Origin of the sequence: Planococcus maritimus (genome assembly GCF_001687625.2) — a bacterium.
Classification (GTDB): domain Bacteria; phylum Bacillota; class Bacilli; order Bacillales_A; family Planococcaceae; genus Planococcus; species Planococcus maritimus.
Genome location: NZ_CP016538.2, coordinates 816,268 through 832,069 on the forward strand (window position 1 = coordinate 816,268; position 15,802 = coordinate 832,069).

The 15,802-nt window shown below is 42.2% G+C and carries 21 protein-coding genes; 17 read left to right on the forward strand and 4 right to left on the reverse strand.

What is annotated here, in order from left to right; genetic code table 11:
* Positions 1 to 140: 140 nt before the first annotated feature.
* From BBI11_RS04075 to BBI11_RS04100, 6 genes are all read left to right on the forward strand, one after another.
* On the forward strand, positions 141 to 542 hold the full coding sequence (locus tag BBI11_RS04075) for a hypothetical protein (RefSeq protein WP_068460888.1): 402 nt from the start codon (positions 141 to 143) through the stop codon (positions 540 to 542).
* A 218-nt stretch (positions 543 to 760) separates the two neighbouring features.
* Complete coding sequence (locus BBI11_RS04080; protein WP_006830166.1) at positions 761 to 973, forward strand: helix-turn-helix transcriptional regulator; 213 nt, start codon at positions 761 to 763, stop codon at positions 971 to 973.
* On the forward strand, positions 970 to 1,359 hold the full coding sequence (locus BBI11_RS04085; protein WP_068460890.1) for a hypothetical protein: 390 nt from the start codon (positions 970 to 972) through the stop codon (positions 1,357 to 1,359). Before BBI11_RS04080 ends, BBI11_RS04085 begins: the two co-directional genes overlap by 4 nt.
* A gap of 252 nt (positions 1,360 to 1,611) precedes the next feature.
* On the forward strand, positions 1,612 to 2,094 hold the full coding sequence (locus BBI11_RS04090) for an RNA polymerase sigma factor (RefSeq protein WP_068460892.1): 483 nt from the start codon (positions 1,612 to 1,614) through the stop codon (positions 2,092 to 2,094).
* On the forward strand, positions 2,084 to 2,932 hold the full coding sequence (locus tag BBI11_RS04095) for a zf-HC2 domain-containing protein (protein ID WP_068460894.1): 849 nt from the start codon (positions 2,084 to 2,086) through the stop codon (positions 2,930 to 2,932). The genes BBI11_RS04090 and BBI11_RS04095 overlap by 11 nt, the downstream gene beginning before the upstream one ends.
* Before the next feature lie 242 nt (positions 2,933 to 3,174).
* Complete coding sequence (locus BBI11_RS04100) at positions 3,175 to 4,395, forward strand: MFS transporter (RefSeq protein ID WP_167358145.1); 1,221 nt, start codon at positions 3,175 to 3,177, stop codon at positions 4,393 to 4,395.
* Between the two features lie 25 nt (positions 4,396 to 4,420).
* Here the strand turns inward: BBI11_RS04100 and BBI11_RS04105 are convergent, their stop codons facing one another.
* The gene (locus BBI11_RS04105; protein ID WP_068460898.1) at positions 4,421 to 4,978 is read right to left on the reverse strand and encodes a helix-turn-helix domain-containing protein; all 558 of its coding nucleotides are present in this window, start codon (positions 4,976 to 4,978) and stop codon (positions 4,421 to 4,423) included.
* A gap of 526 nt (positions 4,979 to 5,504) precedes the next feature.
* On the opposite strand from BBI11_RS04105, the gene BBI11_RS04110 reads away from it, so the two are divergent.
* The 8 genes from BBI11_RS04110 (at position 5,505) to BBI11_RS04135 (ending at position 11,997) form a co-directional block, all read left to right on the forward strand.
* Positions 5,505 to 5,945: a hypothetical protein gene (locus BBI11_RS04110; RefSeq protein WP_068460900.1), complete on the forward strand. Its 441-nt coding sequence runs from the start codon at positions 5,505 to 5,507 to the stop codon at positions 5,943 to 5,945.
* The gene (locus tag BBI11_RS04115) at positions 5,918 to 6,535 is read left to right on the forward strand and encodes a DUF2268 domain-containing putative Zn-dependent protease (RefSeq protein ID WP_068460902.1); all 618 of its coding nucleotides are present in this window, start codon (positions 5,918 to 5,920) and stop codon (positions 6,533 to 6,535) included. Before BBI11_RS04110 ends, BBI11_RS04115 begins: the two co-directional genes overlap by 28 nt.
* A 330-nt stretch (positions 6,536 to 6,865) precedes the next feature.
* Entirely contained in the window at positions 6,866 to 8,506 is a 1,641-nt protein-coding gene (locus BBI11_RS04120) for a thiamine pyrophosphate-binding protein (protein ID WP_068460904.1), read from the forward strand.
* Between the two features lie 282 nt (positions 8,507 to 8,788).
* On the forward strand, positions 8,789 to 9,499 hold the full coding sequence (locus BBI11_RS04125; RefSeq protein ID WP_068460906.1) for an alpha/beta fold hydrolase: 711 nt from the start codon (positions 8,789 to 8,791) through the stop codon (positions 9,497 to 9,499).
* Positions 9,500 to 9,543: 44 nt separating this feature from the next.
* Positions 9,544 to 9,705, forward strand: a complete 162-nt coding sequence (locus BBI11_RS16305) for a hypothetical protein (RefSeq protein WP_156889033.1) — start codon at positions 9,544 to 9,546, stop codon at positions 9,703 to 9,705.
* 87 nt (positions 9,706 to 9,792) lie between these two features.
* Positions 9,793 to 9,960, forward strand: a complete 168-nt coding sequence (locus BBI11_RS16310) for a hypothetical protein (RefSeq protein WP_156889034.1) — start codon at positions 9,793 to 9,795, stop codon at positions 9,958 to 9,960.
* A 43-nt stretch (positions 9,961 to 10,003) separates the two neighbouring features.
* Positions 10,004 to 10,453, forward strand: coding sequence for a hypothetical protein (locus BBI11_RS04130; protein WP_156889035.1), 450 nt, complete (start codon positions 10,004 to 10,006; stop codon positions 10,451 to 10,453).
* 242 nt (positions 10,454 to 10,695) lie between these two features.
* The gene (locus tag BBI11_RS04135) at positions 10,696 to 11,997 is read left to right on the forward strand and encodes an endonuclease (protein WP_068460909.1); all 1,302 of its coding nucleotides are present in this window, start codon (positions 10,696 to 10,698) and stop codon (positions 11,995 to 11,997) included.
* 144 nt (positions 11,998 to 12,141) lie between these two features.
* Here the strand turns inward: BBI11_RS04135 and BBI11_RS04140 are convergent, their stop codons facing one another.
* Entirely contained in the window at positions 12,142 to 12,429 is a 288-nt protein-coding gene (locus tag BBI11_RS04140; RefSeq protein ID WP_068460911.1) for a hypothetical protein, read from the reverse strand.
* Positions 12,430 to 12,637: 208 nt separating this feature from the next.
* On the opposite strand from BBI11_RS04140, the gene BBI11_RS04145 reads away from it, so the two are divergent.
* Positions 12,638 to 12,826, forward strand: coding sequence for a hypothetical protein (locus tag BBI11_RS04145; protein ID WP_068460914.1), 189 nt, complete (start codon positions 12,638 to 12,640; stop codon positions 12,824 to 12,826).
* Positions 12,827 to 12,920: 94 nt separating this feature from the next.
* A complete protein-coding gene (locus BBI11_RS04150; RefSeq protein ID WP_068460916.1) occupies positions 12,921 to 13,148 on the forward strand; it encodes a hypothetical protein in 228 nt (75 codons plus the stop codon).
* A gap of 41 nt (positions 13,149 to 13,189) precedes the next feature.
* Here BBI11_RS04150 and BBI11_RS04155 read toward each other — a convergent pair whose 3' ends face one another.
* Together BBI11_RS04155 and BBI11_RS04160 are read right to left on the reverse strand one after the other, a co-directional pair.
* Positions 13,190 to 13,909, reverse strand: a complete 720-nt coding sequence (locus tag BBI11_RS04155; protein WP_068460919.1) for a 3-ketoacyl-ACP reductase — start codon at positions 13,907 to 13,909, stop codon at positions 13,190 to 13,192.
* 352 nt (positions 13,910 to 14,261) lie between these two features.
* Entirely contained in the window at positions 14,262 to 15,044 is a 783-nt protein-coding gene (locus BBI11_RS04160) for a glucose 1-dehydrogenase (protein WP_068460920.1), read from the reverse strand.
* A gap of 157 nt (positions 15,045 to 15,201) precedes the next feature.
* On the opposite strand from BBI11_RS04160, the gene BBI11_RS04165 reads away from it, so the two are divergent.
* Positions 15,202 to 15,798 (forward strand): TetR/AcrR family transcriptional regulator, encoded by a 597-nt coding sequence (locus tag BBI11_RS04165; RefSeq protein WP_068460922.1) that lies wholly within the window; start codon positions 15,202 to 15,204, stop codon positions 15,796 to 15,798.
* Positions 15,799 to 15,802: the final 4 nt, after the last annotated feature.

A 15,802-nucleotide genomic window follows, 5' to 3' on the forward strand; every position in this document is an offset into this window, starting at 1 on the left:
ACTTTTACGAACGGTTAGTAGTTATTGTTAACGAATATAAATGCCGAAATATATTGCTTGAAAATTAGGAATATATGTTAAAATCACTTAGCTATTGATATGGTTTTGTGAGTAGTTGGATATTAGAAAGAGGGGATTTGGTGAAAAGAAAGATTTTATTTTTTATCGGAATAGCTATTGTATTTATGAGTGGTTACGCAATACTTTCTAACGGGTTTTCCAATATCGATAGTATTGAAGTACAAAGTTTTGATAGAGAAACAAATGAGCTTATTGAAGAAAGAGTTATAACAGATAATCCTACAATAAAGAATTTCACGAGAATACTTAATAGAGCAGACCGAGATAATAATGCTGGTTATGAAATGTCGAGAAGAGAAGACTATAGAATTAGTATTTTATATGAAACCGGTGATATTGACGAATTTTTGGTATGGGATCAAGAAGGGGTGAATATATTTTTACCTAGAATAACTGCAAATGATGTTTTTAGAATAGAAAATAAACGGCATATAAAAGAATTACTCGAAATAATAGATTGAAAAATTTGGTTTACATATCATGAGGTTAGCGGAAGTTCAGTATAAACAAATAAAAACTTTGAAGTATTTAGGAATGACGGATGTTTTCTACATAACATCCGTCATTTTTTGATTACTTTTATAAAAAAAGTAAAGATTTCTTTACATTTAAGTTTTTAGCTTTTATAGTTTATGTAAAGATATATTTACATCCTGATTTCTAGAAAGTAGGGAAAGGCATGCCGGTTAAAAACAATATTCAAAAAATCCGCAAAGAGAGAGGGATTAAGCAAATTACGATGGCCGAAGATTTACAGGTCACAAGGCAGACGTTCACGGCAATCGAAAAAAATAAATACAACCCAAGTCTGGAATTGGCGTTAAAGATCATCAAATATTTTGACCTTCCGATCGAGGAAGTTTTTATTTTGGAAGAGGAGGAAGAGAAATGAAAAAGAAAAAATACGCACAATGGAATATTACAATCGCATCGACAGGCGGATTAATAGGTGTAATTATTGGAACGTTTATTTTCAGCGGAGTAGACTGGTCGGCCATTCTTGGTGGTATTACTGGTTTGTTTATCATTTTCCTGGGAAATCTTTTTTACGTAAGATCGAAAAAGGATAGAACTCCAGAAGTTGATGAGCGGACCTTGAATAATATGCGAAAGTATTACGCAATTATTGCTAACCTGTTCTTAGGTGCTCTATTTTTAATGTTGGCTGCTATAACGTATATGGGGTATGACCAAATTTCAATTTCTTATCTATGGATTTTTGTCATCGCTTATATGCTCATAAGTGGAATTGGCGCTCTAATTGTTAGCCGTAGATAAGGTAGGAAAACTGCAAGCAAAGAGTGACTGGTTTACATATGACCCCTTATCGGAAGAGAAGAAACTCTAGTATGAGTTTCTTCTCTTTTTGTTTGGAGGCGCGACTCTTCGAATACTTTGTTAACACTTAGTTATTAATGGAATCATCGTAAATAAAATTTCGAATGTTACACTATAAAAATTGAAAAAACTTAATAAGCATGTAACGAAATGTGGTTATTTCAGATATATAGGGTGAAGGGAGGTAGAAGGGTGGATGAACTTACGGAAATATATGAACAGCATGCGGAACAAGTCTATAAATATTTGATAACACTCTGTCGAAATACGGATTTGGCACAGGAGTTAACGCAGGAAACCTTTTATCAAGCAATTCGCTCGATTGATAATTACAACGGCGAATGCAAAATGTCGGTCTGGCTGTGTCAAATTGCAAAGCATACCTATTATAAATATGTCGATAGGGAAGTAAAGCAAGCGGATCAGCTCCATACAAATGATCACGCAATATCCTTAGAACACGATCTCATTGCTAACGAAAATAAAATTGAACTTTTCCGTATGGTTCATTTGTTGGGTGAGCCATTTAAAGAAGTCGTATTGCTGCGATTATTAGGAGGTTTATCCTTCAAAGAAATTGGTGAAATTCACCAACGAAATGAAAACTGGGCAAGAGTAACTTTTTACAGAGCTAAATTAAAGTTGAGAGAGCGAGGAACTGTGTATGAAGAATGAATGTTACATCGTCCGTGATTTATTGCCTTCCTATATAGATCAACTGTGCAGTGATGAAAGCAAGGTGTTTATCGACCAACATATGAGTCAGTGTGATTCGTGTTCTCGAGTTTTACAGCAAATGAGAACGGAATTTGATGACGTAGAACAAGTAGAGCTACCCATGCGTATCGAGCAAAAAAAGCCATTTGAAAAAGTTTCGCGGTTTTTAACGGCCCAAGGAAACTTCGCGAAATTTTTAAAAGCTTCTTTTTGGCTCTCACTGTTTATTACGATTGTTCTTTTGGTATTCTCTTTTAGTGAATTGGCCATATGGCAGGATGATCAACAAGAAGCTCAACGTGTAGAACAGCAACAGGAGGATATAATGGCTAAGGCTTTTACTGCATTATCAGCACAGGATAGACCGAATGAGATGGCATTACAAAAAGTTTTTGAACAATATCGAGAGCAATTGCAACATATTGCGGTATTCTCAACGGATGATATCGAAGACACTAGCACATCACAAAAGGAGCCAACTACTGTATTTCCCATTGATTACGAAAGAGCTTCGCTTATCGTAGGGCAAGGCGGAAAAATTAGCGAATCGATTGTTCCAAACGAATATGACATTGGAACGATGGCTATGGCAAACAATGAATGGGTCGTCCAATTTGAATACAAACAATCCTATTTGGAAACTGTTGAAGCTGCCCATCAAATAAAATATTACTCTTCTAGTATTTGGGAGTTGTTTATTATACCAATCACTTTCAGTATTATTAGTTTGTTTATTTTCATTACCTGGAGATATCAAAAACGAATTATGAAACCGATGAGAGCTCAAGTAGATTGAATGAATCTTGTCTAATTGTAAAAAAGCTCCTCTATTTAGCGAGTCATGCTTTGTTGACATACGACAAATTCCCCGAAGAAGGAACTTCATTAGAAGCGCCTTCTTTTTTTAGTTAGAAAGCATAAATCCCTCAACACTTTTCATGTTGTATAAGAAAAAACTCCCTCATGATAGTTATTGACAAAATATTATTTATCGTTAAAATTAATTTTAATGATAAATAATATTTGGGTGGTGGTTTTTTGTTCAAGAGTAAAAATATCCGGAATCTGTTCCTTGGAAGATTGGTGTCTGTGTCGGGCGATAGCCTGTACGAAGTCGCAGTGATCTGGTATGTGTTTGAATTAAGTCAAAATGCGCTTTATACAGGTGTGGCCGCAGCGATTGTGATGATTCCGAAATGCTTTAATTTTCTTCTAGGGCCACTGATCGAAGAGATGAACAAAACGAAAATATTGCTTCACGCCCAGTTTTTTCAATTCCTCTTGATGTTGGCCATTCCTGTGGGAATTTCGCTAGGCTATGAATCTGTCTTTCTTGTACTGGCCATCATGTTTTTTATTTCTTTTCTTGAAAATTTTCAGGGGACCGCTGAAATTGCGGTGGTCCCCCAATTGGTTGCGAAAGAAGATCGAGGTAAATTCAATTCTGCGATCAGCAGCAGCGGGCAAATGGTGGATATCGGCATGAAGGCAGTTTTTGCCGGATTCATCTTAACTATCGGGGTGCAGAATATTTACCTATTCAATGCGCTGACATTTTTGGCAGCGGCCTTCTTTTTCAGCATGATAAAGGTCAAACCGCCTGTTGAAAGTGTGAAGCGAGAAGTGAGCGATTGGGCGGCCTATAAGAAAAGCTTGAAATCGGGATTCGTCTATTTTTTCACATCCAAAATCGTCTTTATCTGTTTGCCTTTTTTAATCGCCAATTTTTCGTTCGGTATGGCAGAAGCGATTCTTCCTGTCTACGCAAATGAAAGAGGGGGAGCTGAACAATACGGGATGTTCATCGTCGCTATCACTCTGGGCAATCTAACGGGCTCGGTGCTAGTGGTAAAAGTGATGAAGTTTCCACTCGGATTGTTGATGATGATTTTGCCGTTGCTGTCATTCATACTATGGTTCTCTTCGGTCATTATCAGCAATAACTGGATATCGACCGTTTCTCTAGGACTCGCATTGATTCCTTTTGGCATGATGAGCATTCTACTCATCACCTTTTTACAGACTTCGATAGAAGAGCATTTGTTGGCCAGGGTTTCTTCCATCATCGATAGCGTTTTGGTCTCGGCCATGCCCCTCGGTGCCATATTAGGAGGCGTCTTCACTTCTGTGATTGGAGTAGACTATATGATGATGATCAGTTCATTTGGCTTGGTCGGCATCGCTTTTTATTTCTTCTTGAACAAAAAGATCCGGTCATTGCCTAAAATTGAAGACATTCAGCTTCAGCAGCAAGCATGAAAAAAGCCATTAAGCATAACTCTGCTTAATGGCTTTCTGAATCACTCTCGTAAGTAAGGAGAGAGAAGGTATATTCTTTTGTTTCACTTTGGTCTTCTTTGCTTCGACTGCGGATGAGTTTGTGGATTTCTTCATTTACTTTAACCCATTCGGAATTAGTGAGGGAAACCGTCATTTCCCCGTACATCGCCCGTGAATAGTCTTGGTTCTTGTCGGTTTCCGTTTTTTCCAAATCGGATTTTAGTAGATTGAGGCCTTTATTGAAAGTCCACAAAGCATGGGTTAATAACGAAGCCGAATTTTTGATAGCGAGTTCGCCTTCTAATTTTATCACTTCTTCCTCACTGAATAGATGCCGGGATGTATAATATTTTTCGATCAAATTCCCAATCTGTTTTTCTTCGCTTATCTTGATTAGCTCAGTAGTTAGAAGCTTTTGAATCGGATAGTACAATCTGGAAGGCTTGTCGTTGAGTTCAGCAGCGATTTCTTTGACGGTCTTGTCCTTATTTTTTACGGAATAAAGGATGGCTTCAATTTTTGGGTCGGAAATCAATTTCATTAGATCGTAATTGCTCGTCATAAGCTCTCTCCTTCATGGTGCGTATAAATTAATTTTATCGCAGAAAAAAACTTTAACAAGAGCAAAAGGGATGAGGATTCATCGCTATAGAATACTAATGTATGAATCGGTACACAAAGATTTTGCTAGTGCTGGAGCATTTTCGCTCAATTACGCTCTTTGCTGAAGTACTTCCATGAGATGAAATACAAGATAAATCCAGTAGCTGAAGCAATCATAATGAAAGGAGTAAAAGCGCTAGAGTCTTCGACGAAAAATAGGACATATAGCAAAAAGACCATAATACCAGCAGCTATAATTCTAATAAGATTTTCCATAAGAACCTCCTTGTTAAAGAGAACTTGTTTTGAATGTTTACCATGAATAAAAAACTTCTTTTTATCTACCAATAAATGTGTTTCCAAATATTGTACATATACCCTACAATAGGAATGTGTAGGGCGTAAAGGGATAACTTCAACTAGTGATGAAAGATTATTCATGTCTTTGACTCGCGGAAAAAGTATTTATGAAGAGGTGGGGGATATTGAAGAGAAGCCTGGGCGTCATCTTGTTAAGCCTCGCAATGGTTTCCTCGGCATGCTCAGAGGAGTTTGTGGAAACTGAGGGTTCGGCCAAAACGGCTGTAAAAACCGAAACTACATCTGAAAATCAAAACGAGCAAGTGCCTTTATTTGAACCGGCTATCGTGGAAGTCGGGGACCAAAAAATCAATGTGTTTTCTTATTACCGTTCGTTTGACCACTACTTACAGTTAGCAAAGAAAGATGCTGATTCGCTGGAGGCGTCTTATGAACAAACTGTAATAGAACCATTCCAAAACAATGCTTTTGGGAAAGAGGAGAGCATAGAAGAAATAGAGTATTGGTTTTACGCGCCTCCTAAAGACATTATTCCGTTGCAGAGCGAACTCCAAGCATTATCCGATCGGAAGAGCCTTTGCATACAGCAATCGATGAGGCTTTAAAGAAATCTGCGGAAATGCTGCCCGGAAGTGACAAGACCGTACATGTGTTTCCAGCGAATCCCGCATATACACATGGGAAGACAGAGGAACTGAATCCTTCAGGGATGGCATTAGAACAGGACGTGATGGTGCTATTTGCCACCCCTATTCTTCTTGAAGAAGGCTTGCAACACACTATCGCGCATGAATACTTTCATATGATTGATATGCAAAGAGGAACTGCGGAAGATCCAATTAATACCACCTTACTAGAAACGGCAGTGATGGAAGGAAAAGCTGAAGCTTTTGCGGAAATTATTTACCCTGAATCTAAACTGGATTGGATAGCCAATGCAGATGAAAAAATTACAGAAGAAACCAAAATGCTGTTTCTAAAAGAAAAAGATTCGGCGGAAGTTGAAGTATGGAACGATTTTTATTATGGCAATGCCGTTACCAAAGTGCCTATCTTCGCTAGTCACATGATCGGGTATGACATTATGCAAAAGTTTTTGACGCAGCACCCCAATATGCCAGTTGAGGAATGGCTGGAATTGACTGCAGAAGAGGTTTTAGCAGGAAGTGGGTATGCGGAACCGGCATCAAACTAATCAAAATCTATTAGTGAAGAAGCTCATTTAAGGGCTTCTTTTTTTTACGGAAAAGAATGGCTTCCCTGAAAATTACTAACTGAATTTCCCTTCCAGCTATTGCATATTTTCGAATTGAAACTTATAGTAAAAATGACACAGCAAGTTTTTTGAAATATATAACAATTAAAAGAGATACTTACACAAGGTATCAAATTTTTAAAATGATAGCGATTGACTAAAACTCCATTATGTTTACAGCTTGAGTGCACACCTAGAGGGAATGCTTGGATTTATTGATACAACAGAATAAAGCTTTGGCTACTACTATTTGAGGAGAGTGGGCGTGTTATGAAAGCAGTTCGTAATGTGTTGGAATACCTAGAAGGAAATGGTGTTAAGTATATCTTTGGGATACCCGCAGGTTCAGTCAATGCGTTTTATGATCAATTATTGGATTTTCCGGAAATGACTCCGATTGTTACCAAACACGAAGGGGCCGCTTCTTATATGGCCGCTTCCTACGCAAAGTATTCTCGGGAACTGAGTGTATGCATCGGCAGCAGTGGCCCTGGAGGCACGAACCTACTGACTGGGGCGGCTAACGCGATGCGCGAACATTTGCCGATCCTGTTTCTTACTGGGGCTGTGCCGGTCAGTACGATGGGCTTGAATGCGTCGCAGGAACTGGATGCACAGTCGCTTTTTCAGTCGATCACCAAGTATAGTGTGACAGTATTGAAACCGGAGAATTTATTGGCTGAGGTTGCCAAAGCGACACAAATTGCGCTGTCTGGTGTCCCGGGCCCGGTCCATGTGGCGATGCCGATCGATGTGCAAATGGGGAATATCGAACAACTGCCGATTCCGAAGCTCGAAATCGAGCGGCATGCCCCAATCTCCGCTGAACAAGTAAAGCGAGTAGCCGATCGATTGATGCAGAAGAAAAAGGGGTTCATCTTTGCGGGGCAAGGGGTGCGCAATTCAGTGGCTCAAGTCGTCGAACTGGCCGAATTACTCGATTGGCCGATCGTCGCGACACCTGTAGCTAAGGGACTGTTCCGGGGAGATCATCCGCTTTTTTCAGGCGTGTTCGGTTTTGCCGGCAATGAGCAGACTTCGTTGTTGGTGAACGAAGGCGATGCAGAGACCTTAATGGTACTGGGGTCCAGTTTAGGGGAAACTGCCACCAGCAATTACAACCCAAATCTCGCAAAAGACCGATTTGTGATCCAGCTGGACTTTGACGACACTGTTTTCGGCCGAAAGTATCCTGTTAATATTCCTGTGCATGGAGACATGACGGATAGTTTGTCCCAAATTATTGACGAACTCAAAGATCGAGGACTGACAAGACCGCAGACTGTGAAGTTAGTGGAGCGTGATCAGGGAACGGAGCAGGATGCGGAATACAATACGAAAAACGTCTTGCTGAAGTTGCAGGAATTGTTGCCGGCTTCCACGCGCTATACAATTGATATCGGCGAATTTATGGCCTATGTGATTCATGATATGGACGTTTTGGAAGAAGACACTTTTGATATCAACGTCCATTTCGGGGCTATGGGGAGCGGGCTGAGCGCAGCGATCGGCTCGACGCTGGCTGAACCTGATCGGCCGGTCGTGGCACTGACGGGCGATGGTTGTTTCTTCATGCACGGCATGGAGATCCTCACCGCTAAAGAATACAATCTGCCTGTTTTGTTCGTCGTCATGAATAATGCACGCTTAGGGATGGTTTACCAGGGGCATACTTTGCAATATAAACGCTCGCATCCATCTTTCGAGCAAGAGCCAGTCAATATTGCGGCAATGGCTGAAGCCTTAAATATCCCGAACTTCCGCGTAGATGATTTGGACGATTTGTCTCAAAATATGCTGGACGCATTAACCGGCTTGAACGGCCCAGCCATTTTAGAAGTGGCTTTAGTTGATAATAATATCCCGCCAATGGGGGACAGAGTGAAGTTTCTTTCTTCTTTCGGTAAATAGGGAATAATTTCTGCCGGGACAGCTCGACCATAAATCAATAAGGCTTAGGTAAGAAGGTGCTGGTGTTGAGCATCTTCTTTTTTGTTCCGTAGAGATACTAAGGGGGGGAAGCAGTGCTAATGAAATTCCCCCTATTGTTCCAGAAAAATGTAAGGTACAATTTAATTAACAAATTTTTCTATATATTGAATGAAGTTTACTATTCAAGTGCTCTAATCGAAAAGATGGAGCTACACTTGAATTCCGGTTATCAAATGTACGAGGAAAGGAAGAGATACCTTCATGATTTTGCATTCAGTAGAAGTGGGGACAGGAGAGCCGATTGTATTCTTGCACACAGGGCTGCAGACGGGCATGACGGACTTTGAATACCAAAGAGAATTCTTTAAAGACTCATTTCGCGTGGTACTGCCTGATTTACGCGGACATGGCCAATCCATCAACAATGATTTGTCTAATTTTTTTAAGGACGCGGCGAGGGACCTATTGGATACATTGGAGAAAAAAGAAATGAGCTCTATTCATATCGTAGGTGCTTCATTGGGCGCGTTGGTTGGGCTGTTTTTTGCTAAGAGGTTCCCCGAAAAAGTCAAAAGCTTGACGCTATCCGGTATAACACCGGGAAAACCTGAGAATTGGAACCAGATGCACAAGGAAGATGTAGCCGTTCAAACTCAGCTCCTTCAAAATGAAGAAGCCATTCATCACTTCGATCAATTGCACGCAGCCGATTGGAAACAGTTTCTGTACATGGCACGAAATGACGAATGGTATCCGTTTGAAGAAACAAAAGATTTAGCGGGAATCCGTTCCCCTATCTTGCTTATTGTGGGCGAAGGGAACCCTAACGAGACAACAGGGGCGATATCCTACCGTTCCATGCATGAAAATGTTCATGTTTCGATTATTCCCTTTGCCTCTCACTTAGTTCATATGGAACAACCCAAACTCTATAGCGAAGTGTTGAAGCTGTTTCTTAAAGGCATTTCTTAATTCAGGTGAATTTATGGGCTGGTATGGGGGAGGGAATAAAAAACATGGCAAAAATAATCCATAAGGACAATCAAGAGAATGTTTATATATTCATCGCGCTTATTGTCCTTTCCATCATTACATTCCGCCAAATAACAATAATTGAACGAAAAAGAAAAGAAATCACAGCGGCTTTGATGGAGCCTTATGATCCTGAAATCTTATGAGTAGAAAAGATTTGTGAGCGCGAACTAGAGATTTTTGTAGTCAACGCGTATTAAAAGGGTAATGATGAAATGTTAGGAGGAATTCCAATGGCCGAATTTTTAACATCACTGCTGTTCACTTTTGTCGTTTTATTGGTGATTTTTTCAGTGGCGTACAAGTTCTTGCTGCCAGAAAAGAGAATAATAAATATTAAAAACTTGTCGATTATCCTGGGGCAGGCACTTGTTATTACGTTCATGCTGACGTTGATTTAGCTCGAGTTCATTGATAAGCAGACCAATTGAAGGGAATGGTTCTTTGAAAAGCTTCAAAACGATGGTTCTTGGCATCTGTCTCGTGTTCACCTTAGCAGCTTGTAATCAGGCCGTTTGGTACGATACAAAAGAGGAAGCAATGGAAAATGGGCTGGAAGACAAAGCGCGTGGTGTTACGGTGGAAGAATATAAAGGCGAAACGATTGTATTGTATGAGTACGAAGGGGCTTTAGGGGCGGCAAGTATTACAGAAAGTGAAAAGGGCTATCATTGGTACAGAAGTGTTCCTTATCATGGATTTGACGTCACGGAGGATTTGCCCTATACAACAGGAAGTTTCACGTTTGAAACAGAAGCGGGAGTAGAGGTTGCCATCTTATACGGAGCAATTTTCGATCCCATGATGGACATTAATGAGGTAGCCAGCCGTGAAGAGTTAACTGAAGTGACAATGCTGGATGAGTCCGATCTCTTTTATACTTTGCTTGAATAAGCTTAATCAGAAAGCAATTAAGTTAAAAAGTGCTGAATCAATGACAGAATTGATTCAGCACTTTTTATTAATTTTCTGTAATTTTTGCTAAATAACATTGACCTTGTAGAAAGCGTTCTGTAAAGTTGAAAACGGTGGTAGAAAAAACTGTAAATTTGAATAATTAAGTTTCAAAAATTTACAAAATAAAAATCACCATTACACAGTTAAGGGCTTTTACTAAAAAGGAGGACGACAGGAAGATGAATAACAGCTTATGGAACAAATCAGCAAAGGCTTTATTGGCAGTAGGGTTAGTCGCAAGCTTTGGGGTGCCGACATCACAGACGACGGTGGAAGCAGCTGCTCCGGCGAATGACTTATTTATCTCGGAATACATAGAAGGCAGCAGCTTCAACAAAGCAATCGAGATTTATAATGGCACAGGCACTTCTGTTGAATTGAGCCCTTATTCATTGTCGCTGTATACCAATGGCAGCACCTCCTCGCAAAGTGAAATGGCTCTTTCCGGCACTGTCGCAAACGGTGAGACGGTCGTCATTTATCACGGGAGCGCCAATGCAGCGATCCAAAGCAAGGGCGATTTGCAAAATAACAGTGTCGTCAATTTCAATGGCGACGATGCATTGGTCCTAGAAAAATCCGGAGCACCGATCGATTCGCTTGGCCAAGTAGGTGCACGCATCGACAACTTGAAAGACGTTACGCTGGTCCGCAATCCGGATATTCAGTCTGGCGACAGCATAGTGAATAACTCATTCAACCCTTCAACTGAATGGACGGTATACCCAAGCGATACAGTGGAATACCTAGGAAGTCACACGATGGAATCTGGCGTAACCCCAGTCCCTGATCCAGATCCAACTGTGGATGGCTATTACGAAACGGCGAATGGTTTGCAAGGCGAGTCATTAAAAGCAGAGCTTCACGACATCATCGATGGACACACGGAACTTAGTTATTCACAAGTATGGGACGCATTGAAAATCACTGATGAAGACCCAAATAACGCGAATAACGTTCTCTTATTATATACAGGCGAGTCCCGTTCGAAATCCTTGAACGGCGGCAATGTCGGAGATTGGAACCGCGAACACACATGGGCGAAGTCTCACGGCAATTTCGGGACGGCGATGGGAGCGGGAACGGATATCCATCATTTGCGCCCGACCGACGTACAAGTGAATGGGCTGCGCGGCAATTTGGACTTTAATTACGGTGGCAGTACCGTCAGTGGCTGTGATGGCTGCTTACGCACACCGACTTCTTGGGAGCCGCCAAATGAAGTGAAAGGCGATGTCGCCCGGATGCTGTTTTATATGGCGGTTCGTTATGAATCAGGTGACGGCGTAGACTTGGAACTGAATGATTTCGTGAATAACGGCTCAACGCCTTACCATGGCAAGATTTCTGTGTTGCTCGAATGGCATGAGCAAGACCCGGTCAGCTCATGGGAACAGCAACGCAACGAAAAAATCGAGGACATCCAAGGCAACCGTAACCCGTTCGTTGATCATCCAGAATGGGCAGAATCGATTTGGTAGAGAGAATTCAAGCTGAATACCCGGTGAACCATATATTGAAATAGGATAGATGGAGCCTTAGAGGCATCAAAAATCCCCACAGCTTCTTAAAAGAAGACTGTGGGGATTTTTGTGTGTAAAAGAAACCTGACTCATGTTCCTCGGCTAGCCGTTCTTCCTTTTCCATTCCAAAAGGATCGGAAGGATGTTTAATAAAATCGAGACTATCGTCAAAACCCATAATGCTGTCGCCATAATCGGTACGACATCCGCTAGTGCCGACCAATCTTCTGCACGGACCCAGCTGGCAACGATATTGTAATCAGCCACGATGGTCAAAGCGGTAAACGACAGTCCTAGCGCCATCGCTAACCGATAATCTTTCCCTGTTGCGTATAACAAAAGGTTGGCACCGGTCGCCGTGATGGCAAGCAGGCCGAATAGGAACCACATCGCTTCACCTCCCATTGATAAATGATGATGATTCATTAAGACTGCACGGCATGCTCAATGATTTCGGGAAAACAGTATGAGGCAAAAGAAAGTCATAAGCTAAACTTTATTTAAAGAATAACTGAAAATACCGATTTTTGAAACTTTATACAGGCGAATACGTACTACAAGGTAACTAAGTGAACAAAAGACGAAAGGGGAGATTTTTATGCATTGGATGATGTGGATTTTCTGGGGGTTCTTTGCAGCTTTGTTTATTGGGAGCTATATCGTGGATAAACTGACAAAGAAAAAATACAGTTTAGGAAAAGCTGACAAATCCTTAAACCAAAGCACGGCAGAAGCAGATGCAAGGCGTCAAGCCACTCGCAATAACCACGAAAGCGGCATGTTTTAATGAAATAACTGACATTTTTTGTGTCGTTGAGCAGGTGTAAGTTCCGGATGAACGGGTACAGTATACAAAATGCACGACGAGGAGGAATTGCTGTATGGCCAGAAAAGGAACCGCTGGGCGCACGCCTGAAAAGCAAGTGGGGGCACGTGAATCTGCGATTGATAAAGCAATCAATAAAACAAAAGAGGCGCTAGATGGAGACAATGAAGCTACAGATTACGGTGAAGAAAAAGGCAGAGACCAACAGGAAGACGCAAAAGAATATTCGAAGCACGTATCAAGCGAAGACGATCACGATGTGACGGATAACGATCACAAATAAAAAACGGAGCTTGAGGAAATTTCCTCAAGCTCCGTTTTTGTTTAGGATGGGTTAGTCGACCATAGTCCGGCGCTCTTAACAAAGACGCGCGGATGCAGTTTCAAACTAGCGACAATCAAGTCCGCCAAGTCTTCCGGATGCATGACTTTTTCAGCATCTCCTGTGATCAAATTGGACTCGTGAGCAAGGTCCGTGACGACTGTGCTCGGCGTCATCGCCGTAACGCGGATATTGTGTTTGCGTACTTCGAGTGCGAGCGATTCAGTCAAGCCCATGACAGCGAATTTGGAAGAGCTGTAAGCGCTCGTGACCGGTGCGCCTTTTTGACCTGCAGTGGACGAAATATTGATGATATCGCCTGAGCTTTGCTCGATCATGCCAGGCAAGACGGCACGTGTGGCGTTATAGACACCCATCAAGTTGACGTCGACGATGTTTTTCCATTCTTCTGGAGATAGTTCCATAAAGCCGCCGAATTTTCCGGTGCCGGCGTTATTGATCAGGATGTCGATAGCCCCGAGTTCGTTTTTGAGTTTCTCTGTCGCTTGTTCAATCGCTGCGAGATCCGTCACATCGGCTGAAGCTGTTGCCACTTTGACATTCGCATCTTGCAGTTCGACAGATACTTTGTCGAGATTTTCCTGATTCAAGCCGATCAAGCCGACATTTACGCCTTCATTGGCAAGAGCGATCGCTGTCGCACGGCCAATGCCGCGTCCTCCACCTGTGATGATCGCCGTTTTCCCTTTAATTGATTGCATCGTAACACTCCTTCAGTTTGGGCAGGACAAGGCCTTCCCGCAATTAAATACTTTCTTATTATCTGTGATTTGATTCGGAAATGCATGTGATGCGTCTTGAGTAGATGATTTTCCGGTTACTGAGAAAAATCGTATTTGCTGTGTATTGATATCAGCGAGATATTGGAGTGTTTGGAGAAGCGTCCGCTCGACTCCTGTGGTAAAGCGAGACGACCGAGACCCCGCAGTGAACGTAGTGAGCGAGGAGGCTTGGGCGCGAGCCCACGGAAAGCGAGCGGTAAGCTTCGGAAAATACGTTTAAGTATTGAGTCAAAATAAAAACAACCCGGGAAATCCCGGGCTGTTCGTGTGATCAATATTTATAGGATTGGCCGCCGTCGATCGGAATGACGGTAGCGTTGATGAATTTCGCTGCATCCGATAACAAGAAAGCGACGAGGTTGCCAACTTCCTCTGGTTTACCGAAACGTTTCATCGGGTTGACGCTGACGAATTCCTGGCCGGCTGCTTCCCAGTCGTCTCCAGCGATTTGCTTCAAAGAGCCTTCGACCATTGGCGTCATGATGGCGCCTGGTGCGATGGCGTTGATGCTAATGCCAAACTCACCATATTCGATGCCGGAATTGCGTGTCATGCCGACAACGCCGTGCTTGCTCGCTGCATAGCCGGACTGGTTGCCGATGCCGCGGATGCCGCCAACCGATGCGGTATTGACAATCGAGCCGTAGCCTTGCTCTTTCATAACTTTCAAGACGTGCTTCATGCCGTAGAAGACACCGTTCAAGTTGACGCTGATGACTTTTTCGAATTCATCAGAACCGTAGTCTTCCGTCAAGTTCTGCTTGCCTTCGATACCGGCGTTATTGAAGAAGCCATCGATTTTGCCGAATGTATCGAGCGTGAATTGGACATAGTTTTTCACTTGTTCTTCATCGGTCACGTTTGCTTCAACAATCTTGATAGAAGCGTCCGGGAAATCTGCCAGAATTTCGTTTTTGCTCGCTTCCAGTGACTCATTGTTCATGTCTACAAGGACCAGCTTGCCGCCTTGAGCTGCGATCGAGTCGGCAGCGGCACGGCCAAGACCGGAACCTCCGCCGGTAATAATGACGACTTTGTCTTGGTAATTAATCATGGATATCTCTCTCCTTTTCATGGATATGCTAAACTTGAAAATAGGCTACTCTTTTACTGTAAGCGTTTGCAAGCAAGCTCTCAATCAGTAAAATTTCCGGATGTGTCGAGTAATTCGACACATTCTTGAGAACTGTCGAGTTTAAGGGGGATGGGCGATGAAAAGTAAAAAAGAAAGATTATCTCCGCAAGCAGAGCGAACGAAGCAGCATTTAAAAGAAGCGTATATCGAATTGATCAACGAAAAAGGATACAGCCACGTGTCGGTGACAGATATTGTCCACCGAGCGCAGTATAACCGGGCGACTTTCTATTTGTATTATCTGGACAAGTTCCATTTGACTGAAGAACTGCTCGAAGAAATGTTCCGGCAGATTAAACGAACCAGTACCGAGCGCTACAAAAAGGGAGCGGATGTGCTCACTTCGGCAATGGATGCGGATTCTTTTGAATTGATTCGCTTTGTGTATGATAATCGTTCTTTTTTCAATTTATATCTAACAGAAGATACCATCCCAGGACTTCACGGAGAGTTGCCGCAAGCGATTTTTGAAATGCTCGACGAAGGGTTTACATTCGAAGGGATCCACAACGACCATATTAACTCCCAGCAGTTCAAACGGTATATGGCGTACGGGACTTCAGGACTTATTCTGGAATGGGCCAAAACAGGCTATGAGAAATCCCCAAAAGAGATGACCGGCACTTTGATCGACATTGTGCGGTCGTTTGCGACAGCTTTTCGGTTCAATTAAAAAT